The organism is Flavobacterium geliluteum (assembly GCF_017948595.1).
GTDB classification, from domain to species: domain Bacteria; phylum Bacteroidota; class Bacteroidia; order Flavobacteriales; family Flavobacteriaceae; genus Flavobacterium; species Flavobacterium flavipigmentatum.
In genome coordinates this window covers 125,568-148,497 of the sequence record NZ_JAGFBV010000004.1, presented here as the reverse complement: position 1 = coordinate 148,497, position 22,930 = coordinate 125,568, and the positions used below count along the sequence as shown (strand labels likewise).

The 22,930-nt window shown below is 34.8% G+C and carries 21 protein-coding genes; 16 read left to right on the top strand and 5 right to left on the bottom strand.

The genetic code is table 11. The features are described from left to right. Window positions 1–104: 104 nt before the first annotated feature. The 3 genes from J3495_RS03835 to J3495_RS03825 all read left to right on the top strand — a co-directional run bounded on the left by J3495_RS03835 (window position 105) and on the right by J3495_RS03825 (window position 4,334). Window positions 105–872, top strand: a complete 768-nt coding sequence (locus tag J3495_RS03835; protein ID WP_210665252.1) for a sulfite exporter TauE/SafE family protein — start codon at window positions 105–107, stop codon at window positions 870–872. A gap of 417 nt (window positions 873–1,289) precedes the next feature. Continuing rightward, entirely contained in the window at window positions 1,290–3,629 is a 2,340-nt protein-coding gene (locus J3495_RS03830) for an ATP-dependent helicase (protein ID WP_210665300.1), read from the top strand. A gap of 84 nt (window positions 3,630–3,713) precedes the next feature. Continuing rightward, the gene (locus J3495_RS03825) at window positions 3,714–4,334 is read left to right on the top strand and encodes an L-threonylcarbamoyladenylate synthase (protein WP_210665251.1); all 621 of its coding nucleotides are present in this window, start codon (window positions 3,714–3,716) and stop codon (window positions 4,332–4,334) included. Between the two features lie 192 nt (window positions 4,335–4,526). Here J3495_RS03825 and J3495_RS03820 read toward each other — a convergent pair whose 3' ends face one another. The 3 genes from J3495_RS03820 to J3495_RS03810 are packed head-to-tail and all read right to left on the bottom strand — an operon-like array spanning window position 4,527 to window position 6,883. Beyond that, window positions 4,527–5,360, bottom strand: coding sequence for an OmpA/MotB family protein (locus J3495_RS03820; RefSeq protein WP_210665250.1), 834 nt, complete (start codon window positions 5,358–5,360; stop codon window positions 4,527–4,529). Between the two features lie 32 nt (window positions 5,361–5,392). Next, a complete protein-coding gene (locus J3495_RS03815) occupies window positions 5,393–6,412 on the bottom strand; it encodes a glycosyltransferase family 2 protein (protein WP_210665249.1) in 1,020 nt (339 codons plus the stop codon). An 18-nt stretch (window positions 6,413–6,430) separates the two neighbouring features. Continuing rightward, the gene (locus J3495_RS03810; protein ID WP_210665248.1) at window positions 6,431–6,883 is read right to left on the bottom strand and encodes a type I restriction enzyme HsdR N-terminal domain-containing protein; all 453 of its coding nucleotides are present in this window, start codon (window positions 6,881–6,883) and stop codon (window positions 6,431–6,433) included. A 72-nt stretch (window positions 6,884–6,955) separates the two neighbouring features. On the opposite strand from J3495_RS03810, the gene holA reads away from it, so the two are divergent. The 3 genes from holA to ettA all read left to right on the top strand — a co-directional run bounded on the left by holA (window position 6,956) and on the right by ettA (window position 9,981). Next, the gene (gene holA, locus J3495_RS03805) at window positions 6,956–7,960 is read left to right on the top strand and encodes a DNA polymerase III subunit delta (RefSeq protein ID WP_210665299.1); all 1,005 of its coding nucleotides are present in this window, start codon (window positions 6,956–6,958) and stop codon (window positions 7,958–7,960) included. Between the two features lie 68 nt (window positions 7,961–8,028). Further along, a complete protein-coding gene (locus tag J3495_RS03800) occupies window positions 8,029–8,211 on the top strand; it encodes a CAL67264 family membrane protein (RefSeq protein WP_210665247.1) in 183 nt (60 codons plus the stop codon). A 75-nt stretch (window positions 8,212–8,286) separates the two neighbouring features. Then, window positions 8,287–9,981 carry an energy-dependent translational throttle protein EttA gene (gene ettA / locus J3495_RS03795; protein ID WP_210665246.1) on the top strand — a complete coding sequence of 565 codons (1,695 nt, stop codon included), beginning with the start codon at window positions 8,287–8,289 and terminating at the stop codon, window positions 9,979–9,981. Between the two features lie 168 nt (window positions 9,982–10,149). Here ettA and J3495_RS03790 read toward each other — a convergent pair whose 3' ends face one another. After that, window positions 10,150–12,240 carry an LTA synthase family protein gene (locus tag J3495_RS03790; protein WP_210665245.1) on the bottom strand — a complete coding sequence of 697 codons (2,091 nt, stop codon included), beginning with the start codon at window positions 12,238–12,240 and terminating at the stop codon, window positions 10,150–10,152. 200 nt (window positions 12,241–12,440) lie between these two features. Here J3495_RS03790 and J3495_RS03785 point away from each other — a divergent pair, with 200 nt between their 5' ends. Both J3495_RS03785 and J3495_RS03780 read left to right on the top strand, forming a co-directional pair. Beyond that, complete coding sequence (locus J3495_RS03785) at window positions 12,441–13,103, top strand: response regulator transcription factor (protein ID WP_210665244.1); 663 nt, start codon at window positions 12,441–12,443, stop codon at window positions 13,101–13,103. A gap of 4 nt (window positions 13,104–13,107) precedes the next feature. Further along, complete coding sequence (locus J3495_RS03780; protein ID WP_210665243.1) at window positions 13,108–14,526, top strand: sensor histidine kinase; 1,419 nt, start codon at window positions 13,108–13,110, stop codon at window positions 14,524–14,526. 41 nt (window positions 14,527–14,567) lie between these two features. Here the strand turns inward: J3495_RS03780 and J3495_RS03775 are convergent, their stop codons facing one another. Continuing rightward, window positions 14,568–14,726, bottom strand: a complete 159-nt coding sequence (locus J3495_RS03775) for a hypothetical protein (protein WP_210665242.1) — start codon at window positions 14,724–14,726, stop codon at window positions 14,568–14,570. Window positions 14,727–14,814: 88 nt separating this feature from the next. Between J3495_RS03775 and hisG the strand changes: the two genes are divergently transcribed. The 8 genes from hisG (at window position 14,815) to hisIE (ending at window position 22,588) form a co-directional block, all read left to right on the top strand. After that, window positions 14,815–15,672 (top strand): ATP phosphoribosyltransferase, encoded by an 858-nt coding sequence (hisG, locus tag J3495_RS03770; protein WP_210665241.1) that lies wholly within the window; start codon window positions 14,815–14,817, stop codon window positions 15,670–15,672. 104 nt (window positions 15,673–15,776) lie between these two features. Continuing rightward, window positions 15,777–17,069 (top strand): histidinol dehydrogenase, encoded by a 1,293-nt coding sequence (gene hisD, locus J3495_RS03765; RefSeq protein ID WP_210665240.1) that lies wholly within the window; start codon window positions 15,777–15,779, stop codon window positions 17,067–17,069. An 83-nt stretch (window positions 17,070–17,152) separates the two neighbouring features. After that, on the top strand, window positions 17,153–18,199 hold the full coding sequence (gene hisC / locus J3495_RS03760; RefSeq protein WP_210665239.1) for a histidinol-phosphate transaminase: 1,047 nt from the start codon (window positions 17,153–17,155) through the stop codon (window positions 18,197–18,199). Window positions 18,200–18,483: 284 nt separating this feature from the next. Beyond that, window positions 18,484–19,620, top strand: coding sequence for a bifunctional histidinol-phosphatase/imidazoleglycerol-phosphate dehydratase HisB (gene hisB / locus J3495_RS03755; RefSeq protein WP_210665238.1), 1,137 nt, complete (start codon window positions 18,484–18,486; stop codon window positions 19,618–19,620). Window positions 19,621–19,689: 69 nt separating this feature from the next. Beyond that, window positions 19,690–20,271: an imidazole glycerol phosphate synthase subunit HisH gene (hisH, locus tag J3495_RS03750; RefSeq protein ID WP_210665237.1), complete on the top strand. Its 582-nt coding sequence runs from the start codon at window positions 19,690–19,692 to the stop codon at window positions 20,269–20,271. Between the two features lie 124 nt (window positions 20,272–20,395). After that, window positions 20,396–21,121, top strand: coding sequence for a 1-(5-phosphoribosyl)-5-[(5-phosphoribosylamino)methylideneamino]imidazole-4-carboxamide isomerase (gene hisA / locus J3495_RS03745; protein ID WP_210665236.1), 726 nt, complete (start codon window positions 20,396–20,398; stop codon window positions 21,119–21,121). A gap of 67 nt (window positions 21,122–21,188) precedes the next feature. Beyond that, window positions 21,189–21,944 (top strand): imidazole glycerol phosphate synthase subunit HisF, encoded by a 756-nt coding sequence (gene hisF, locus J3495_RS03740; protein ID WP_210665235.1) that lies wholly within the window; start codon window positions 21,189–21,191, stop codon window positions 21,942–21,944. A 44-nt stretch (window positions 21,945–21,988) separates the two neighbouring features. Next, window positions 21,989–22,588, top strand: a complete 600-nt coding sequence (gene hisIE, locus J3495_RS03735; RefSeq protein WP_210665234.1) for a bifunctional phosphoribosyl-AMP cyclohydrolase/phosphoribosyl-ATP diphosphatase HisIE — start codon at window positions 21,989–21,991, stop codon at window positions 22,586–22,588. Window positions 22,589–22,930: the final 342 nt, after the last annotated feature.

Here is a 22,930-nt window from a genome sequence, read left to right as displayed (position 1 = left end):
AAATATACTTTTTGACGACAAATCCACATTAAATTTATTGTAATAAACAAATTGTAAACCTACTTTTGTACACGACTTTCAAAACCTCCTGATAACCAATAGAAATGGAAACCTATATCATATTTTTGCTTTGTTTAGCTGCTTTTGCAGCAGGATTTATTGATGCGATTGTGGGTGGCGGAGGATTGATTCAGACACCAATGGGACTGATTTTATTGCCAAATTTACCCGTTTCTACCGTAATTGGTTCATTAAAGATACCTGCTTTTAGCGGAACCGCTTTTGCGGCCTTTCAATATTTAAAAAAAGTCGTTATCCAGTGGAAAATATTGTTAATTATGATGCTTTTGGCCGTTCCATCTGCTTTTTTGGGTTCTACTTTACTAACTCATGTGAGCAATGATTTTATGAAACCGCTTTTATTAGTCGTATTATCACTTTTACTTGTCTATACGTATGCTAAGAAAAATTTTGGACAACATGAAGCAAAAGACATGTCGCCTGCAACACAAATTTTATATGCTGTTCTTATCAGTATCGTTATTGGTTTTTATGACGGATTTATTGGCCCTGGAACCGGAAGTTTTTTAGTAGTCGCTTTTATCGCTTTAATGGGTTTTGACTTTTTACACGCTTCCGCGAATGCTAAAATGGTCAACTTGGCTACCAATTTTGGTTCGATTTGTTTGTTTCTCTCTAAAGGAAAAATTATTTGGGCCATTGCTATACCCATGGCCGCAAGTAATGCTTTTGGAGGCTGGCTAGGCGCTAAGTTGGCGATAAACAAAGGAAACGGTTTTATCAGAATCTTCTTTTTGGTGGTGGTAATCGGGACATTGATTCGTTTTGCTTATGATATTTTTTATAAATAAAGATGCTAAGTTACTAAGGTAATAAGATTCTAAGTTTTTTTTAGGATTGTGTTGAATTTGATGTGAAATATACTTATTCGCTAAAGCGAAAACGCAGATAAAAGCGGATTTTTATTTAGGTTTTAGCCTCTAATTTTTTCTTTAATGAATCTTAGAATCTTAGCCACTTTTTCAAAAGAAGCCTTTTGTTTGTTTTCTAGCCCAGATAGAGGCGGTATCCTCGAAGTGTAACGGAGAGATAAAGCCGAAAGCGGGAACTTTGCCTGAAAAAATGCCTTTTGTTTGGCTTCAAAATAAATGAAAGTCAACAATTTAGAGCGTTTAATACTTCAGGATAAAAACTTAGAATCTCAGTGCCTTAGTATCTTAGGAACTTTCTTTTTAAATTCTTATTTTTGCATAAACAGAAAAAATTTCATGCACAAATATATTGACCAGCTCAACGAGGCACAGCGCGAACCCGTTTTACAAAAAGATGGGCCGATGATTATTATTGCGGGTGCAGGTTCGGGAAAAACACGTGTTTTAACCATTAGAATTGCTTATTTGATGAGTCAGGGCGTAGATGCATTTAGCATTTTATCGCTTACATTTACCAACAAAGCAGCCCGCGAAATGAAGCATAGGATTTCGGATATTGTGGGAGCAAGCGAGGCAAAAAATCTTTGGATGGGTACTTTTCACTCTATTTTTGCACGTATTCTGCGTTCAGAATCAGAGCATTTGGGTTATCCTTCTAATTTTACCATTTATGATTCGCAGGATTCACAGCGACTTATTTCTTCCATTATAAAAGAAATGCAGCTCGATCGTGATATTTATAAACCCAAACAGATTTTAGGTCGTATTTCGAGTTACAAAAATAGCTTGATTACGGTTAAAGCTTATTTTAATAATCCAGAATTGCAAGAGGCAGATGCGATGGCCAAAAAGCCACGTTTGGGCGAGATTTATCAGCAATATGTAGAACGCTGTTTTAAAGCCGGAGCCATGGATTTTGATGATTTATTATTGAAAACCAACGAATTACTTACTCGTTTTCCAGAAGTTTTGGCTAAATATCAAAACCGTTTCAGGTATATTCTGGTAGATGAGTACCAGGATACCAATCACTCTCAATATTTGATTGTGAGGGCTTTATCAGACAAATTTCAGAATATTTGTGTCGTAGGTGATGATGCGCAAAGTATTTATGCGTTTCGTGGTGCCAATATCAATAACATTCTAAACTTTCAGAAGGATTATGAAGGGGTGAAAACCTTTCGATTAGAACAAAATTACCGCTCTACACGAAATATTGTTGAAGCAGCCAATACCATTATTGATCATAATAAAACCAAACTTGATAAAATCGTATGGACGGCAAATGATTTTGGTCCGAAAATAAAAATTCATCGCAGTTTGACCGATGCCGAAGAAGGTCGTTTTGTAGCCAGTACTATTTTCGAACAAAAAATGCAAAATCAATTGCACAATGGCTCTTTTGCTATTTTATACCGTACCAATGCACAATCTCGTGCGATGGAGGACGCTTTGAGAAAACGTGATATTCCGTACCGAATTTATGGCGGATTGTCTTTTTATCAGCGTAAAGAAATTAAGGATGTTTTGTGTTATTTGCGTTTGGTCATCAATCCGAAAGATGAGGAAGCTTTGATTCGTGTGATCAATTATCCAGCACGTGGAATTGGAGATACAACTGTTGAAAAACTAACAATTGCTGCCAATCATTACAAACGTTCGATTTGGGAAGTTATGGTCAATATTGATAAAATTGACTTAAAACTGAATTCAGGAACGAAGCAAAAGTTGAATGATTTTGTAACCATGATTCAGAGTTTTCAGGTTATCGATCAAAATCAGGATGCTTTTTATATCACCGATTATGTGGCCAAAAAAACAGGATTGGTTCAGGAATTAAAAAAAGATGCCACACCAGAAGGAATGGCGAAAATTCAGAATATTGAGGAGTTATTAAATGGTATAAAAGATTTTACTGAAGGGCAAAAAGAAATTGACGGTGCCAGAGGAGCATTATCAGAATTTATGGAAGATGTAGCGCTTGCGACAGATTTAGATAAAGATACATCTGATGAAGATCGTGTGGCGTTAATGACCATTCACCTTGCAAAAGGACTAGAATTTCCTCATGTTTTTGTGGTGGGTATGGAAGAAGATTTGTTTCCGAGTGCCATGAGTATGAGCACCAGAAGCGAATTGGAAGAAGAACGTCGTTTATTTTACGTAGCTTTGACTCGCGCTGAGCACCAAGCGTATTTAACGTATGCACAATCACGCTATCGTTGGGGAAAACTTACAGATAGCGAACCTTCTCGCTTCATCGAAGAAATCGATGGGCAATATTTAGAATATTTAACGCCTACAGAAAGTAATTATCGTTACAAACCCATGATTGACAGTGATATTTTTGGCGATATCGACAAATCAAAGTTGCGACTGGCAAAACCGGTAGGAGGAACTCCACCAGTAAAATATAGTGCAGATAGCGAATCGAAGTCTGATCTTAGCGTTCGAAAGTTAAAACCTGTTGCAGGAAATGTGCCTAGTTCCTCAAACGCTAATTTATTTGACAGTAAATTAACCATAGGAAATGTGGTGATGCACGAACGTTTCGGAAAAGGCGAAGTAATAAATTTGGAAGGAGTTGGAGCCGATAAAAAGGCCGAAATAAAATTTGAAGTTGGCGGAATTAAAAAACTATTGCTTCGATTTGCGAAATTGGATGTTATAGGTTAAAAAATGTTTCAGGTTTCAGGTTTCAAGTTACCGAACATCAACTTGAAACCTGAAAAAAATTAAACTTTAAACTAAAAATAAAAAATGGCCGAATTTATAAAAATATATCCTGACAAACCCAGTGAAGCGGCTATTGCAAAAGTTGTAAAAGTGCTTCAAAACGGAGGTTTAGTTATTTATCCAACAGACACTGTTTACGGATTGGGCTGTGATATTACCAATTCGCGTGCTTTAGAAAGAATTGCAAAAATTAAAGGAGTTAAATTAGAAAAAGCAAACTTTTCGTTTATCTGCCATGATTTGAGCAATTTATCAGATTATGTGCGTCAGATTGATACCGCTACTTTTAAGATTTTAAAAAGAGCTTTACCGGGCCCTTATACGTTTATTTTGCCGGGAAATAATAATTTACCAAAAGAATTTAAAAAGAAAACCACGGTGGGTATTCGTGTTCCCGATAATGCAATTGCGCTCGAAATTGTGCGCCAGTTAGGAAATCCTATTGTTTCGACTTCTATTCGGGACGAAGATGATGTAATAGAATATACCACAGATCCGGAATTGATTTTTGAAAAATGGCAAAATCTAGTAGATATGATTATTGACGGGGGTTACGGAGATAATATTGGTTCTACAATCATTGATTTATCAGAGCATGAGCCCGTTATTGTAAGGGAAGGAAAAGGAGATATCGGAATTTTGTAAAAATAAACCTAAATTATGTAAAAGTTTAGATTTATTTAACTAACTTTATTAAAGTTAAAATTTAGTTAGTTAATTTAAAAAAAATGTACTTCTGATTTCTGTTTAATTGGTTATTAAAAAAATGAAGAATACATAAAAAGCAGGTCGTAAGACCTGCTTTTTGTTTATAACAAAGGATTTTAAAAGCGTGAATTATTGTTGTTGCTTTTTCATTTCTTTTTCAATCATATCATAGAATTGATCGATTTTTGGCATAACCACAATACGAGTTCTTCTATTGCGAGCTTTATTATCTGGTGTATCATTTTCTACTAATGGAATGTAAGAACTTCTACCAGCAGCAATTAATTTAGCCGGATTCACTCCTAAATCATTGGTAAGAACGCGAACGATAGAAGTAGAACGTTTTACAGATAAATCCCAGTTGTCAAGCAAAACACCGTTGCTTCTGTAAGGAACATTGTCAGTATGACCTTCAACCATACATTCAAAATCAGGTTTGTCGTTTACTACTTTTGCAACCTTAGCCAGAACACTTTTTGCTTTATCAGTTACATCATAACTTCCGCTTTTAAACAATAATTTGTCAGCGATAGAGATAAAAACAACTCCTTTTTCTACGTTAATTTCGATATCTGGATCAGAGATTCCAACAGAGCTTTTCAAACTGGTAACCAAAGCCAGTGTTACACTGTCTTTTTTAGTCAAAGCATCTTGAAGTCTTGATATTTTTAAATCTTTTTCTTTTAAGCTTTCTAAAGATTTTTCAAGGTTTTCAGCACCTTTTGTAGTCAAAACTGTCAAATCTTTTGAGGTACTGATCAAGTCTTGATTGTGCTCCTTATAACTTTGTGCGGTAGCCGCTAATCCTGCTTTTTCTTCTAAACAAGTATTTAGTTTTACGGTACAAGAATTTAATAAATCTTGAGTCTCTTTGTTTTTAGCTTCTAAGTCAGCATATTTCTTTTTAGAAACACACGACGTTAATGCCATTAATACGGATAGTGTAATTACTACTTTTCTCATATATGTAAAATTTAATTATGTTGATTACAAATTTAGTTTTTAAAATTTTGATTAATGTTAAAGATTTCTTTAAAAAGAGTCAAATTTTTGATATAATAAAGGAAAACGATACTTCTTACCGAATAGTATTGCTTCATTTGAAAATCTTTTCTCTTTCTAAGGTAAACCAATGATACACAGTAAAAAGAAAAATGCGCATGTAGAACTGCTGCTGAATGTTTGAATTTTCCTTGTGTTAAAAATCTGACCGCTGCTATTCCATCCAGAATCATTCGTGCAAAAATTATAAAAAATAATCCTTTTTTCGGAAGGTTTTTAACCAGCATCAGCAACGAATTTCTAAAGTTCAGATAGGTTTTTTTTGGATTTGCCTGTTGCAAAGTTGCTCCACCCACATGATAGACTACCGATTGAGAGTTGTATTTGATCCTGTGTCCGTCGTTTATGGCGCGCCAGCATAAATCGATTTCTTCCTGATGAGCAAAAAAAGATTCGTCAAAACCTTTTAATTCGTTATAAATTTCACTTCGAATAAAAAAGCAAGCTCCAGAAGCCCAAAAAATCTCGGCATTATCATCATACTGGCCATTGTCTTTTTCTAAAGTATCAAAAATACGACCACGACAATAAGGAAAACCAAATTTATCAATAAAACCGCCTGCTGCACCTGCATATTCAAAGTATTCTTTGTTCTTAAAATCTAAAATTTTAGGTTGAATAATAGAGGTCTGTTTCTCTGCATCAAAGGTAGCTATAATAGGTTGCAGCCAGTTTGCTGTTACTTCTACATCAGAATTGACTAACGCATAAATCTCGGCATTGACTTTTTTTAAGGCTTCATTGTAGCCTTTTGCAAAACCATGATTTCCGGAGTTTTTTATGATTTTAATGGTTGGAAAATGTTCTCGTACAAAAGCTATAGAATTATCTGTAGAGGCATTATCTGCAACATAAATGGTGGCTTCTGCCGAATATTGAATAACAGATGGCAAAAATTTTTCTAACAATTTTGCTCCGTTCCAGTTTAAAATTACAACTGCTATTTTATCCAAAAGTATCTTATATTTAGGTTATTCTCTATCTTTATAATTCGGCAAATCTCGTAAAAAATCATATTTTTCGTTTTCAAAATCCATTTTACAAAAAAAATGCTGGAGACCGTTGGTGACGTTCAAAAACCGTGCCTGCATTGTCATATTATAACGTGCAATTTGATCAAAAGTAGCTTGCGAAATTTTAACTTCCGGAGCTTTACATTCTACTAATATATGAATGGTTCCGTCAGTATCAAAAACGACAACATCATAGCGTTTTCGTAATCCGTTGACTTTTAATACTTTTTCTACGTTTATGAGTGATTTCGGATATTTTTTTTCATTCATTAAAAAATGAACAACATGCTGACGAACCCATTCTTCGGGGGTGAGAATGATAAATTTTTTCCTTATTTCATCAAAAATAGACACTTTATTTTCGCTATTTTTGAATCGGAAACTATAAGAAGGAAAATTTAATTGCTGCATAGCGCAAAAATATAAAATAGTTTTAGGTTTCGGGTAAAACTTGAAATTTAAAAATTGAAACAAAAGAATGGAATGGATGAAGTTGTAAAAATTGTTAATGATATAAAAGCGGGAAACATCAAACCTATTTATTTTTTAATGGGTGAAGAGCCTTATTATATTGATAAATTATCAGAATACATAGAGCAAAATGTGCTTTCTGAGGAAGAAAAAGGGTTTAATCAAACGGTTTTGTATGGTCGTGATGTTTCAATTGAAGATATCGTTTCAACGGCTAAACGTTATCCCATGATGGCGGATCGACAAGTGGTTATTGTAAAAGAAGCACAGGATTTGTCCAGAACGATTGATAAAATAGAATCATACGTCAATAATCCAATGGAAACAACGGTGCTTGTTTTTTGCTACAAGTACAAAACGCTTGATAAGCGTAAAAAAGTAACCAAATTATTGGCACAAAATGGGGTGGTTTACGAAAGCAAAAAATTATACGAAAACCAAGTAGGCGACTGGATAAAGCGTGTACTGGCTGGAAAAAAATACACGATTGATCCAAAAGCTAATGCGATGTTGGTCGAATTTTTAGGAACAGATTTGAGTAAAATCAATAACGAACTCGAAAAATTACAGATTATTTTGCCTCAGGGAACTGTTATTACACCACAACATATTGAGGAAAACATTGGCTTTAGCAAAGACTATAATGTTTTTGAACTCCGCAAAGCTATTGGGGAACGCAACCAACTAAAAGCGTATAAAATTGCCGAAAATTTTGCTCATAATCCTAAAGAATATCCTTTAGTAATGACAACGGGATTGGTTTTTGGATTTTTTGTGCAGCTTTTAAAATACCACGGATTAAAAGATAAAAATCCCAAAAATGTCGCTTCTGTGATAGGGGTAAATCCTTATTTTTTAAAGGAATACGATTTGGCGATCAAAAATTATCCGATGCGAAAAGTGAGTCAGATTGTAGGTGCTTTACGCGATGTCGACGTTAAAAGTAAGGGAGTAGGCGCCAATGCTTTGCCCCAATCTGATTTGTTAAAAGAAATGCTGTATAAAATATTTAATTAAACCGTGAAAATTCACGATATTTGCACTTCAAAAAAATAAAGCCACATTAAAATTATATTAACAAAGTTATGGGAATGAATAAAAATACCATTTTAGGATGGGCCACTTTTATAATGATACTAATGGGATTGTTACTTATAGCTCTCGGAGCCTTTAGATACAGAGATGTTTCGGGCTGGGGATTTGTAGCTGTAGGTGTTGGTTTTTTTGCCAATGCATGGGTTTTTAATGCCTTAAAAGGAAGAGTTTAAAATTCATATTGAATTGAAAAATCAATTGAATTATGAATACTGTTATACAATTAAAACAATAAAAAATAAATAGAAATGTCAGACGATAAGAAAGTAATTTTCTCGATGTCAAAACTGAGTAAAACTTACTCAAGCAGCGACAAACAGGTATTGAAGAACATATATTTAAGCTTTTTTTACGGAGCTAAAATTGGTATTTTGGGTTTAAACGGTTCTGGAAAATCTTCGCTTTTGAAGATTATCGCCGGTGTTGACAAAAATTATCAGGGAGATGTTGTTTTTGCTCCGGGGTATACTGTGGGGTATTTAGAGCAAGAGCCTCAGTTGGATGATGATAAAACAGTAATCGAAATTGTACGTGAAGGTGTTGCCGAAACTATGGCTGTCTTAGACGAATTTAATAAAATAAACGATAGTTTTGGTTTGCCAGAAGTGTATGAAGATGCCGAAAAAATGGACAAGCTAATGGAGCGTCAGGCGCTTTTGCAAGACAAAATTGATGCAATGGGAGCTTGGGAAATCGATACCAAACTAGAAATTGCTATGGATGCTTTGCGTACGCCAGACGGAGATACGCCAATTAAAAACCTTTCTGGTGGTGAGCGTCGTCGCGTTGCTTTGTGCCGTTTGTTGTTGCAACAGCCAGATGTATTGTTGCTAGATGAGCCTACCAACCACTTAGATGCAGAATCGGTGCTTTGGTTAGAGCAGCACTTGGCGCAATATGCCGGAACTGTAATCGCTGTAACACACGATAGATATTTCTTGGATAACGTTGCAGGTTGGATTCTAGAGTTGGATAGAGGAGAAGGTATTCCTTGGAAAGGGAATTATTCTTCTTGGTTAGACCAAAAATCAAGCAGAATGGCTCTTGAAGAAAAAGTAGCTTCAAAACGTCGTAAAAACTTAGAACGTGAGTTAGACTGGGTTCGTCAAGGAGCAAAAGGTCGTCAAACCAAACAAAAAGCACGTTTGCAGAATTACGACAAGTTATTAAACGAAGATCAAAAACAACTGGATGAAAATCTGGAAATCTATATTCCGAACGGACCACGTTTAGGAACCAACGTTATCGAAGCCAAAAATGTAGCCAAAGCTTTTGGCGATAAATTATTGTACGATAATTTAAACTTTACTTTGCCACAAGCTGGTATTGTGGGTGTTATTGGGCCAAACGGTGCCGGTAAATCTACAATTTTCAGAATGATTATGGGCGAGCAAGAAACAGATTCAGGCGAGTTTTCTGTGGGAGAAACTGTAAAAATTGCGTATGTAGATCAGTCGCATTCTAATATTGATCCTAACAAATCGATCTGGGAAAATTTTGCAGACGGTCAGGAATTAATCATGATGGGCGGTCGTCAGGTAAATTCCCGCGCTTATTTAAGCCGTTTTAACTTTGGCGGAAGCGATCAAAACAAAAAAGTTTCCATGCTTTCGGGTGGTGAGCGTAACCGTTTGCACCTTGCCATGACGCTTAAAGAAGAAGGAAACGTACTTTTATTAGATGAGCCAACCAATGATTTAGATGTAAATACCCTTCGTGCACTCGAGGAAGGTCTTGAGAATTTTGCAGGTTGTGCCGTAGTTATTTCACACGACAGATGGTTCCTCGACAGAATTTGTACACATATTCTAGCGTTCGAAGGCGATTCTGAAGTGTATTACTTCGAAGGTGGTTTCTCAGAATACGAAGAGAACAAAAAGAAACGTTTAGGTGGTGATTTAACTCCGAAACGTTTGAAATACAAAAAGTTAATTAGAAATTAATCCTGATTTCTTAATAAAGCAAAGCCTCAAATTATAACGATTTGAGGCTTTTTTTTAGAAGCTATTTCCTGCTGTCCGCTGTATCTTTTTATTTTTAAAGAAAAAATAAAAAGGATGCCGCTCCCATCAGGGCTATTGCACTCATTTTCAGAGGCACTTTCGCAGTTGCTATTTCTCGTATTTCTTCTCTTTCAGCAAATAGGAAGCCGCTTGGTAAAACGAAATCGTTTCATTGACCAAATCGGTTCTTTCTTTTTTCATACATTTTTCATCATAATAGATTTGATATTCCGGTGCAACGCCTTCTTGCATATTTTGATGTAAACTAAATTGTCTAACACGTTGCTTAGGCGATAAAACAGTCAGAACATTGTCTTTTATCAAACCCAAATCCTGATAAGTTGCAATAAAAGCTCTCGGCTGATAATTTGATTGTAAAACATTTTGACCAAAAAATTTGCTTTCATAACTAAAATGCAGCAAACCAAAAAGAGTTGGCATAATATCAATCTGAGATGCCAATTTATTGATTTTTTGAGGTTTAATATCAGTACCAAAAATAAAACAAGGAATTCTGTATTTATCCAGCGGTAATTCTGTTTTTCCAGCACTCGAAGCGCAATGGTCTGCAACAATCACAAAAATGGTATTCTTAAACCAAGGCTGTTTACGAGCCATGGTAAAGAATTTTCGCAATGCGTAATCGGTATATTTTACGCCTCCATCGCGCGATTTTATGTCTCCCGGAATATCAATTTTATTGTTAGGATAGGTAAAAGGTCGATGATTACTCACAGTCATTATATGATTGAAGAACGGCTTGTTTTGTTTCGCTTCAAGATTCATAACTTTTATTGCTTTGTTGTACATGTCTTCGTCGCAAACTCCCCAAACATTAGAAAATGTAATTTCTTCTGGAGAAAAACTTGATTTATCTACAATTTCGTAGCCATTCCCAGAGTAAAAATCTTGCATATTATCAAAGAATGCATCGCCCCCATACATAAAGTTTAAGTTGTATCCTTTTTGCTTAAAAATGGCTCCAGTAGAAAATTTATTTTTGTTGTCTTCTCGTTTTACAACGCTTTCTCCCGCTGTTGGAGGCAAACAGAGCGTTACGGCTTCAAGTCCTCTAACGGTGCGGTTTCCCGCCGCATATAAGTTGGTAAATTGCAAACTTTTTTGAGCCAAACTATCCAGAAAAGGCGTTATATTTTGCTCATTTCCATAAGCTTTCATAAAGTTGGCACTGTAACTTTCTATGGTAATTAGCACAACATTTTTATGAATTTCTGCTGAATCACTTTCTATTTTTCGAATAGTAGTTGTTCCCGAAATACCTAGAAATTGGAGCTTTAGCAACGCAAATGCTTTTTCTTCTGGTAAGGTTTTGTAAAACTTAAAATAATCTAATTTATTATTCTGAAAAGCCAAATAAAACTTGTATAAACCACTAGATTGTAACTCGTTAACAAATACATTGCGGGAGTTTTCGGCTTTTGCCAAAGTTGGAACAGCAAACAACGAAACGACAAAAAGCCCCAAATAAAGAACACTTATTTTTATTTTTTCGGTAAAATTTGGAATTTCTTCAATATAATTTTTTACTTTTTTTAGAATAAAGTAAGTAACACAGCCAGTGATCAAAAATAAAGCGCTAAATATTGGAATCACAGGATAGGATTGCATTATGTTTCCGATTACTTCATTGGTGTAAATAAGGTAATTGACTGCGATAAAGTTGTATTTTACACCAAATTCATTCCAAAAGAAGTACTCACTAATCCCGTTTTGTAAAATCAGTAAAACATACAAAAACAGCACAAAGGCAAAAAGCCAAAATCTAATTTTTGCTCTCCATTTAGGAAAAAATAGTAAAAGGGCGAATAAAATGGTTTTTAGTCCGATAAAAATTAAAATAATTTTGGGTAAAGCACCACCATATTCGGTCACGATACTTTTGCCGGAGGCTACGTATAAAAACAAAGTAGTAAGAACTCCTAAAATGATATATCCATACGGTTTATTGTATTTAGAATTCGATATAAAAATCAAATACAACCATAAAAATAAACTTGCAATTACAAAGACAAAAAGATCAGAAAATAATCCCAGACTAAAGATTTTTAAACTTTGGAAAACAGTAAAAGTACTCTGCGTGATAGGATGAAATAGTAAAATAATTCTAAGAAAAAAACTGATAATCAGGTAAAATAATGCAAGATAATATAGAGGTGCAAATTTTTTCAAAAACTTCATGTGATATTTTTTAGCAAAATTAAGAGCAATCGCTTTTACAAGTGCTCGGTTATGCTTTTACCTTACTTAACGTTAACTTAAGAATTGCTTAAATTGACTATAATCATGATTTTGAAACTTTTTTGCGCTCAAAATAAGTATCTTTGATATTTAAAAACACCTTATAAAAATTAAATTATTAGCCAAATAAAAAAATCAAAATGCATATTTTAATAGTGGAAGACGAGCTTGGTATTGTTCAGTTTTTGCAACAAGGATTGCAAGAGGAGGGATATGAGATAACGACTGCCAGCGATGGTTCAAAAGGTTTTGAACTCACTCAGCACAAAAAGTTCGATTTGATTATATTAGATTGGATGTTGCCAAAAATTAATGGCTTGGACTTATGCAAAGCCATTAGGCTTAAAGACGAAATAACTCCTATTATTTTTTTAACGGCAAGAGATACTGTTCAGGAAACGGTAGAAGGACTTAGGGCTGGTGCCAATGATTATATAAAAAAACCTTTTAGTTTTGATGAATTATTGGCGCGCATAAAAATTCATTTTAGAACCCACAAAAAGGAAGATATCCTGACTTTGGGCGGTATAAAAATAGATTTGACAAAACATATCATAACCAATAATGATCTTGAAGTTGCTCTTACGCAGCGAGAATTTGCATTGTTGACATATTTGGTAAAAAATAAAGGTAAAGTTTGTACTCGTAATCAAATTTTAAAAGATGTTTGGGAAATTAATTTTGAATACGATACTGGGGTTATTGATGTTTTTATGAATGCCATTCGTAAAAAGCTAAACTTAAAAATAGAGGAAGATTATATAAAAACGATTCGGGGTATAGGATACATTGCAAATGATTAAGAACATGATTCAAATTTCTTTTAAAAGCCGAATAGCTTTAAATTATATCGTAATCACGGGATTACTCATTTTTGCCGTTTTTTTTTCGATTTATTACATTGTAAAACATTCTGTTTACCAACATATTGATGAAAATATTACGATTGAAGTCAAAAATCATTTAAATGAAATTACAGTAAAAGACAATCAAATAATTTTAACGGACAAGGAAGAATGGAATGAGCGTGAACACAGAGCAGTTGATGTAAATCCAGTTTTTGTAATGTTTTTAGATGCAAATAAAAAGGTTTTAGAAAAATCTCCTAATCTTAAAACACAGAGTCTTATTTTTCACGATTCTGTAGAAAATTTTGAATTGTTTGACACAAAAATCAGTAATAATATTTTACGACAGGTTCAGGTTCCTATTATAATGAATTCTAAAAAAGTCGGATACTTGATTATTGCCATGTCGCTTACTTATTCTCGAGTACTTTTAGATAATTTGTTCGATATTTTGGTATTTACTTTTCCGTTAATTTTAGTTTTGTTATTTTTTATTGCCCGTTTTTTTGCTGGACGGAGTATAAAACCCATCAATTCTATCATAAATACTTCCCGAACCATAACAAGAAACAATTTAAAAACAAGAATTACGCTTCCGACAACAAAAGACGAGTTATATATTCTTTCTCAAACGATTAACAATTTATTAGACCGAGTTGAAGATGCACTTGAAAGAGAAAAACAATTTGCCTCTGATGCATCACACGAATTAAGAACGCCTCTCACAGTTATTAAAGGAACACTTGAAGTATTGATTCGTAAATCTCGTGATAAAAAAGAATATGAAGACAAAATAAATTTTTGCGTTAGAGAAGTTGATAATTTGAATATATTGGTTGATCAACTATTGTTACTGGCGCGTTTTGAGAATCAGAGGAAGAATATTTTATCTGAGTCGGTTTATTTGAATGGGCTAATTTTGGATGTTCTTACGTTAAATTCATCTAAAATTAAAAGCAAAAAAATCGCTGTAAAAGTGGATGCAGAGGAAGCTTACTTTATTAACTCGGATAATTATTTGATTGTTACTATTTTTAGAAACGTGATTTCAAATGCCATCAAATACAGTCATAATAATGGGCAGGTATCGATTTTGCTTTACAAAGAGAATGGTAAAACTATCTGCAAGATTTTGGATAATGGAATCGGAATAGACAAAGAAGATCTAGATGTAATTTTTAATCCATTTTTTAGGTCAAAAGCATCTGATCATCCAGAAATAAAAGGAATTGGACTAGGATTATCTATAGTAAAACGTCTTTCAGAACTCCTTCATATTGACTTTAAAATTGATAGTAAAATTGGAGAAGAAACTACGGTAACTCTCACTTTTGTTGATGATCTGGAAGTCCCGACTTACTTAAATGAAGCAAACTAAAAACCAAAATATTTTTTTCTTAACAAAAAAATACATTTAAGTTAAATAAAAACATCGTTTTTTATTAAATAATCTATTATATTTGCATCCGAATCAAAGAAATAAAATTCAAGAAAAAATGTTTTTAAATCAATTACATCATCATCATTTTCATTATTGCTCTCAGGCGATGTGTTAATGGTATGCATGTAAATCATCATATTTTAAAACCCGTTTGAGTACATCAAACGGGTTTTTTTATTCCTAATTCTTTGTACTCAAACTATTAATCTTAACTAAAACTAAAAAATGAGTACATTAAAAATTGCAATTCAAAAATCAGGTCGTTTAAACGAAGACAGCATTCAAATTCTTAGAGATTGTGGTATTTCTATCAACAATGGAAACGATCAGTTAAAAGCAGAAGCTTCCAATTTTCCACTTGAAGTTTTATATCTGAGAAATTCTGATATTCCACAGTATTTAATCGATGGAGTAGTGGATTTGGCTATCGTTGGCGACAATCTATTAGTGGAAAAAGCAAAACATATCGAGGTGATTCAAAAACTTGGGTTTTCAAAATGCAAAGTTTCTGTAGCGGTTCCTAAGACCTTCGAATACAATTCTATTCAGGATTTAGCCGGACTTCGAATAGCCACTTCATATCCGAATACCGTTACCGAATATTTTAATTCTTTTGGCTTGACCGTTGATATTCACCAAATTTCAGGTTCTGTTGAAATTGCTCCTAATATTGGTCTAGCCGATGCTATTGTCGATATCGTGTCAAGTGGCAGCACGTTATTCAAAAACAATTTAAAAGAAGTAGAAGTAATTTTAAAAAGTGAAGCTGTCTTGGCCGTTTCACCAAAGGTTTCTCCTGAAATTCAGAAACACATCGATACTTTAAAGTTCAGAATCCAGTCGGTTTTGAGAGCTCGAAATTCAAAATACATTTTGATGAACGTTCCGAATGATAAAATAGAAGCTATTGGCAAAATATTACCAGTTTTACGAAGTTTAACAGTTTTACCATTAGCACAGGAAGGCTGGAGCAGCGTACATTCTGTAATTGATAAAGATACTTTTTGGGATGTAATCGATCAATTGAAAGAGGCTGGAGCCGAAGGAATTTTAGTGTGTCCGATTGAGAAAATGGTTCTTTAAGGGCTTCGCCCGCTCTAGGCTTTAGGCAATAAGCTTTAAGCCAAAAAAAACATAAGATAATAAAGCTTAAAGCCTACAGCCTTAAGCTTAAAGCAAAAAAAGAAATGAATAAAATAGACAATCCAAAACCAAACACGTGGTCTGAAATACTAAAAAGACCCACCAAAACGGTAGATGATATTGAAGTTACTGTAAAAGAAATTTTCAAGGAAGTTCAGAAAAAAGGAGATGAAGCTGTGGCTAAATATACTTCTATTTTTGACGGAGTTACTATAGAAAACTATGAGGTAACCTCAGAAGAAATTCAGGAAGCAGTAGGTTTAATTTCTGCTGAATTAAAAGAGGCTATTCAATTAGCAAAAAGTAATATCTATAAATTTCACGCCGCTCAAAAGACAGAAAAAGTCGCTGTAGAAACGATTGAAGGCGTTAATTGTTGGCAGGAAAAACGTCCGATTCAAAAAATTGGCTTGTATATTCCGGGCGGCACAGCGCCTTTATTCTCGACTGTTTTGATGCTGGCAGTTCCAGCTGAAATTGCGGGTTGCAAACAAATTGTTTTATGTTCGCCACCCGATAAAAACGGAAAAATAAATCCCGCAATTTTATACGCTGCGCAGTTGTGTGGTGTAACCAAAATAGTAAAAGTTGGCGGAATTCAGGCGATTGCCGGAATGACTTTCGGTACACAATCTATCCCAAAAGTATATAAAATTTTTGGTCCGGGTAACCAATTTGTAACCGTTGCAAAACAATTGGCAACTCAATTTGGAGTCGCAATCGATATGCCGGCGGGACCTTCAGAATTGTTGATCGTGGCCGATGATACTGCTGTTCCAGCATTTGTGGCATCTGATTTACTATCACAAGCAGAACATGGTACAGACAGTCAGGTGATTTTGGTTTCGACCTCAAGAAAGCTGATAAATGCTATCGAAAAAGAAGTTCAAATTCAGATAGAAGCACTACCCAGAAAAGCAATCGCAGCAAAAGCCATTGAAAATTCAAAATTGATTTTGGTCGAAAACGACACTATCGCTTTAGATTTGATCAACGAATACGGGCCAGAACACTTTATTATCTGCTCAGAATTTGATGATTTTTATTCGAATGGGGTTTGCAACGCTGGTTCGGTTTTTATTGGGAATTACACACCCGAAAGTGCCGGAGATTATGCTTCCGGAACCAATCATACCTTGCCGACAAACGGATATGCAAAAAATTATAGCGGAGTAAATTTGGATAGTTTTATGAAGTCGATGACGTTCCAGAAAATCTCCGAAAAAGGTATTCAAAACATTGGAAAAGCGATTGAAATTATGGCTGAAGCCGAAGGTTTACAGGCGCATAAAAATGCCGTGACATTAAGATTGAAGAGTATAGAACAAAGAAAATAGAAACAAGAAGCAAGATGAAAGAGTTAAAGGATAGATCTGAATCTTTATTCTTGATTCTTTTCTCTTCTCAAAAAATAAAAAAAATGGAGTTCGATATAAATACAATAACACGTGAAAACGTTAAAATACTAAAACCATATTCATCTGCTCGTGATGAGTTTGAAGATTTTGATACTGCAGAAATGATTTTTTTGGATGCGAATGAAAATCCGTTTCAAAATGGTGTAAATCGTTATCCTGATCCGCAGCAAAACTCGGTAAAAGCAATTTTAGCTAAAAATAATAAGGTAAAACAAAGTCAGATTTTGTTGGGGAACGGGAGTGATGAAGTGCTGGATTTGTTATTTAGAGCTTTTTGTGAGCCGAAGACAGATAATATTATTTCGCTGCCGCCAACGTACGGCATGTACGGAGTTTTGGCCAACATCAATGCGGTAGAAAATAGAGAGATTTTACTTTCTGATGATTTTCAGCCGCAAGTCGAGAAAATATTAGATGCAGTTGATCAAAATACTAAAATTATCTTTTTATGTTCGCCAAATAATCCAACAGGAAATTCCTTTTCGGATGAAAGTGTGGTAAAATTGCTTCAGAATTTTAAAGGCTTGGTAGTGATTGACGAAGCGTATATTGATTTTTCTGAGAAAGAAAGCTGGCTGACCGAAATCGATGAATATCCTAACTTGGTGATAACACAAACACTTTCTAAAGCATATGGTCTGGCTGGAATTCGTCTGGGAATTTGTTATGGTTCAGAAGTAGTAATTTCGGTTTTGAATAAAATAAAACCACCTTATAATATCAACGAATTAACGCAACAAAGAGCTATCTCGCGCTTAAATGAAGTGAATAAAATAAAAAATGAAATAGCCTCTATAATTGAGCAAAGAGAAGAGTTACTTAAAGTTTTACTTGACATTAATTTTGTAGAAAAAGTATATCCAACAGAAGCCAATTTTGTGTTGATAAAAGTAGATGATGCCAATAAAAGATACAAAGAGTTGATCGTAAAAGGAATTGTAATTCGCAACAGAACTACACAGCCCTTATGTGAAAATTGCCTACGTTTGACGATTGGAATTCCAGAAGAAAATGCAGTTTTGATTAAGGAATTGAAGTTGTTAAGCTAAAATAGAGTCACAAATTAAATGATTAAAATGATTTTTCTCTTTGATTGTGTGTAATTTTTAGCCACGAATTCCACAAATTAGCACGAATTAAATTAGTAAAAATTAGTACAATTCGTGGCGAAAAAAAACTTTTAATCTGCATAATCTGTGGCAAAACAAAAAAATATTATCGAAAACCGTTTTGCGTGAGGGATAGAGGTGATATCCTTTTGTGAAGAGAAGCGGAACAAAAGATAAAGCCGAAAGCCCGACCCAGAGGGACACGCCCAAAATATAATGTAAATATGAAAAAAGTACTTTTTATCGATCGTGACGGAACGATTGTTTTAGAACCTGAAAATTATCAGTTGGATGCTTTGGAGAAAGTAGAATTTTACCCAAAAGCGTTTCAATATTTGGCTAAAATTGCCAATGAATTGGATTACGAATTGGCAATGGTGACCAACCAAGACGGCCTTGGAACCGATAGCTTTCCTGAAGATACGTTTTGGCCTACTCAGAATTTTATTTTAAGAGCTTTTGAAAACGAAGGTGTTTTGTTTGATGATATTTTTATCGATCGCTCTTTTCCAGAAGATAATGCGCCAACGCGCAAGCCAAGAACCGGAATGTTGACCAAATATATTGATAATCCCGAGTATGATTTAGAAAATTCTTTTGTGCTAGGAGATCGTTTGACCGATGTAGAGTTGGCTAAAAATTTGGGTGCAAAAGCCATTTTCATCAACGATAATGATGGAATTGGAAGTAACGAAATATCCTCGAAACGCGAAGAATTAGACCAAACGATTATTCTTCAAACGATGAGTTGGAAAGCCATTTATGAGTTTTTGAAGTTAGAAGCGCGTTCGGCTTCTATTACACGTAAAACCAACGAAACAGACATCTTTATCAACCTAAATCTTGATGGAACTGGTAAAAGTAAAATCGAAACTGGGATTGCGTTTTTTGATCACATGTTAGACCAAATCGCGCGCCACGGTCAAATGGATCTTGAAATTTTGGTAAAAGGAGATCTGGAAGTTGATGAACATCACACGATTGAAGATACTGCGATTGCTTTAGGAGAAGTTTTTGCAAAAGCGTTAGGCAATAAATTAGGCATCGAACGTTATGGTTTCTGTTTACCGATGGACGATTGTTTGTCTCAGGTAGCGATTGATTTTGGTGGTAGAAACTGGTTGGTTTGGGAAACCGAATTTAAGCGTGAAATGGTGGGTAAAATGCCAACAGAGATGTTTTATCATTTCTTTAAATCCTTCTCAGACGGTGCCAAAGCTAATATTAACATTAAAGCTGAAGGAACCAATGAGCACCATAAAATTGAAGCTATTTTTAAAGCTTTTGCAAAAGCCATAAAAGTAGCGGTGAAAAGAGATACGGAAAAAATGATTTTGCCTTCTACGAAAGGAATGTTGTAAAACGCTATAAGCAATAGGCTATAGGCATTAGGCCTAAAGCGTAAGGCTTAAAGCTTAAAGCTTTTTTTAATGAAAATAGTAATCATAAATTACGGAGCAGGAAATATTCAGAGCATTATGTTTGCTATTGAAAGGCTTGGTTTTAAAGCCGTTTTGAGTAATAATCCAGAAGAAATTCTGGCGGCAGACAAAGTCATTTTTCCTGGTGTTGGCGAAGCAAGCTCGGCCATGAAAAAACTGAAAGAAAGCGGTTTGGATCGTTTGATTCCGAATCTGAAACAGCCCGTTTTAGGAATTTGTCTGGGTATGCAATTGATGTGCAAATCGTCTGAAGAGGGCGCTACAAAAGGTCTTGGGATTTTTGATGTTGACGTAATAAAATTTACACCAAAAGTCAAAGTACCACAAATGGGTTGGAATCAGATTTACGATTTAAAATCGGATTTGTTCAAAGGAATTCCGGAGAACGAATTCATGTATTTGGTGCATAGTTTTTACGCACCGTATTGTGAGGCAGCAATTGCAACGACAAATTATGAGTTAGAATATGCATCGGCATTGCAAAAAGACAATTTTTACGGAACACAATTTCACCCAGAAAAAAGCGGTGCTGTTGGAGAGAAGATTTTGGAGAATTTTTTAAAAATTTAATCAATATCAATTTCAAAAATCAATTACAATATCAATTTAGAAAATCTGAAATCAAAAATCGTTAATCGACAATCAAAAATAATACTTTGCGACTTTAGACTTTCAAACTTTAAGACATCAATAAATGAGAATAATACCAGCCATAGACATCATTGACGGGAAATGTGTTCGCTTATCAAAAGGGGATTACGATACCAAAATTATTTACAACGAAAATCCGCTTGAAGTAGCGAAATCATTCGAAGCGCACGGTATCGAATACCTGCATTTGGTAGATTTAGACGGAGCAAAATCAAGCAAAATTGTCAATTATAAAATTTTGGAACAAATTGCTTCTAAAACAAGTTTGAAAGTTGATTTTGGTGGTGGTTTAAAAGCAGATTCTGATTTGAGAATTGCGTTTGAAAGCGGTGCAAACCAAATAACGGGCGGAAGCATTGCGGTAAAAAATAGAGCAATTTTCGAAAAATGGATTGCAGAATACGGTTCGGATAAAATTATTTTAGGAGCCGATGCCAAAGACGAAAAAATTGCAGTTTCAGGCTGGTTAGAAGATTCTGATGAAGAGTTGATTCCGTTTATTCAGGAGTATCAAACTAAAGGAATTCAGTACGTAATCTGTACCGATATTGCTAAAGACGGCATGCTCGAAGGCCCAAGTTTTGACTTGTATGCGAAAATTTTAGCGGAAGCGAAAGGGGTAAAACTAATCGCTTCTGGCGGTATTTCAACTTTTGATGAGCTGCCAAAATTAGCCGAATTAGGTTGTGAAGGAACCATCATCGGAAAAGCGATTTACGAAGGCAGAATTTCGTTGAAACAACTGGAAAACTATATAATAGGTAAATAATTGTTGGTTGTCGTTTGATCGTTTATTGACCAGCAACTCACAACCACTAACCAACAACTAAAAAAAAATGTTAGCAAAAAGAATCATTCCCTGTCTGGATATAAAAAACGGAAGAACTGTGAAAGGCGTTAATTTTGTAGATTTACGCGATGCTGGTGATCCTGTAGAATTAGCCAAAATTTACTCTGATGAAGGAGCTGATGAATTGGTTTTTTTGGATATTTCAGCAACGGAAGAACGCAGAAAAACGTTGGTTAATATGGTACGAAGTGTCGCCGAAAAAATCAATATTCCGTTTACGGTGGGTGGTGGAATTTCATCTGTTGAAGACGTTGAAATTTTACTCAATAACGGAGCCGACAAAGTTTCGATCAATTCTTCGGCAGTAAAAAATCCGCAATTAATCAATGATTTGGCGCAGAAATTTGGCAGCCAATGTGTTGTAGTTGCGATAGATGCCAAACAAATTGACGGGCAATGGATCGTGCATTTAGTGGGCGGAAAAGTGCCAACAGCATTAAATCTATTCGATTGGGCGGTTGAAGTAGCCCAACGTGGCGCAGGCGAAATTTTATTTACCTCTATGGATAATGACGGTACTAAAAACGGCTTTGCCAACGAGGCTTTGGCCAAATTATCGACGCTCATCAATATTCCGATTATTGCTTCGGGCGGTGCTGGTAATATCCAACATTTTATCGATGCTTTTAAGACAGGAAAAGCAGATGCGGCTTTGGCCGCGAGTGTTTTTCACTTTAAAGAAATCGAAATTAAAACATTGAAACAAGAATTAAAAAATAACAATATAGAAGTTCGAATTTAGTTTTACCTTTAAAACTTTCGACTTTACAACTTTAGACTAAAAAAATGAAAGTAGATTTCACAAAAAGCGCACACGGATTGATTCCGGCAATTATTCAAGACTCCGAAACTAAAAATGTTCTGATGTTGGGGTACATGAACGAAGAATCCCTTCAAAAAACAATAGAAACTCAAAAAGTAACTTTTTTCAGCCGTTCCAAACAAAGACTTTGGACAAAAGGCGAGGAGAGTGGCAACTTTTTAGAGTTGGTAGACATCAAAAATGATTGCGATGGCGACACGCTTCTCATTCAGGCAAAACCAGTGGGGCCAACGTGTCACACAGGTGCAGATACGTGTTGGCAGGAGCCCAATGCGGCAAATTATGGTTTTATTTCAGATTTAGAAAATACAATCAAAATTCGTCGTGAAAATGCAGACTCAGAAAAAAGTTATGTAGCATCTTTGTTCGAAAAAGGCATCAATAAAATAGCGCAAAAAGTAGGCGAAGAAGCTGTAGAAGTAGTCATCGAAGCCAAAGACGATAATGATGATTTATTCCTTAGCGAGAGCGCAGATTTATTATTTCATTACCTGATTCTGTTGCAGGCCAAAGGCTTTCAGTTAAATGACGTTGTTGATGTTTTAAAGAAACGCCAGAAGTAAAATGGTGGCTTAAGTTTACGAGCTCAGTTCAATAATTAGAAGCTATTTCCTGCTGTACACTGTATCTTTTGTGCTGAACCCCAGCACAAAAGGATGCCGTTTCCATCAGGGCTAAGGCTTTAGGTTTTAGAGGGGAATTTTAGTAAATAAAGAACTTGAATGCTATATTTTAAAATATTAAAATAGGTTATAAGCTAAATGATCACAGAGTAGATAAACCCATCTTGTCATTCTGACGAAGGAAGAATCTCCGTCTGAAATTTACTCAAGATAAAAAAAGTTTTTGTTAGCTTCTAGCGAGGATTCTACCTTCACTAGAAAAAAAGCGAAAATAAAATCAGT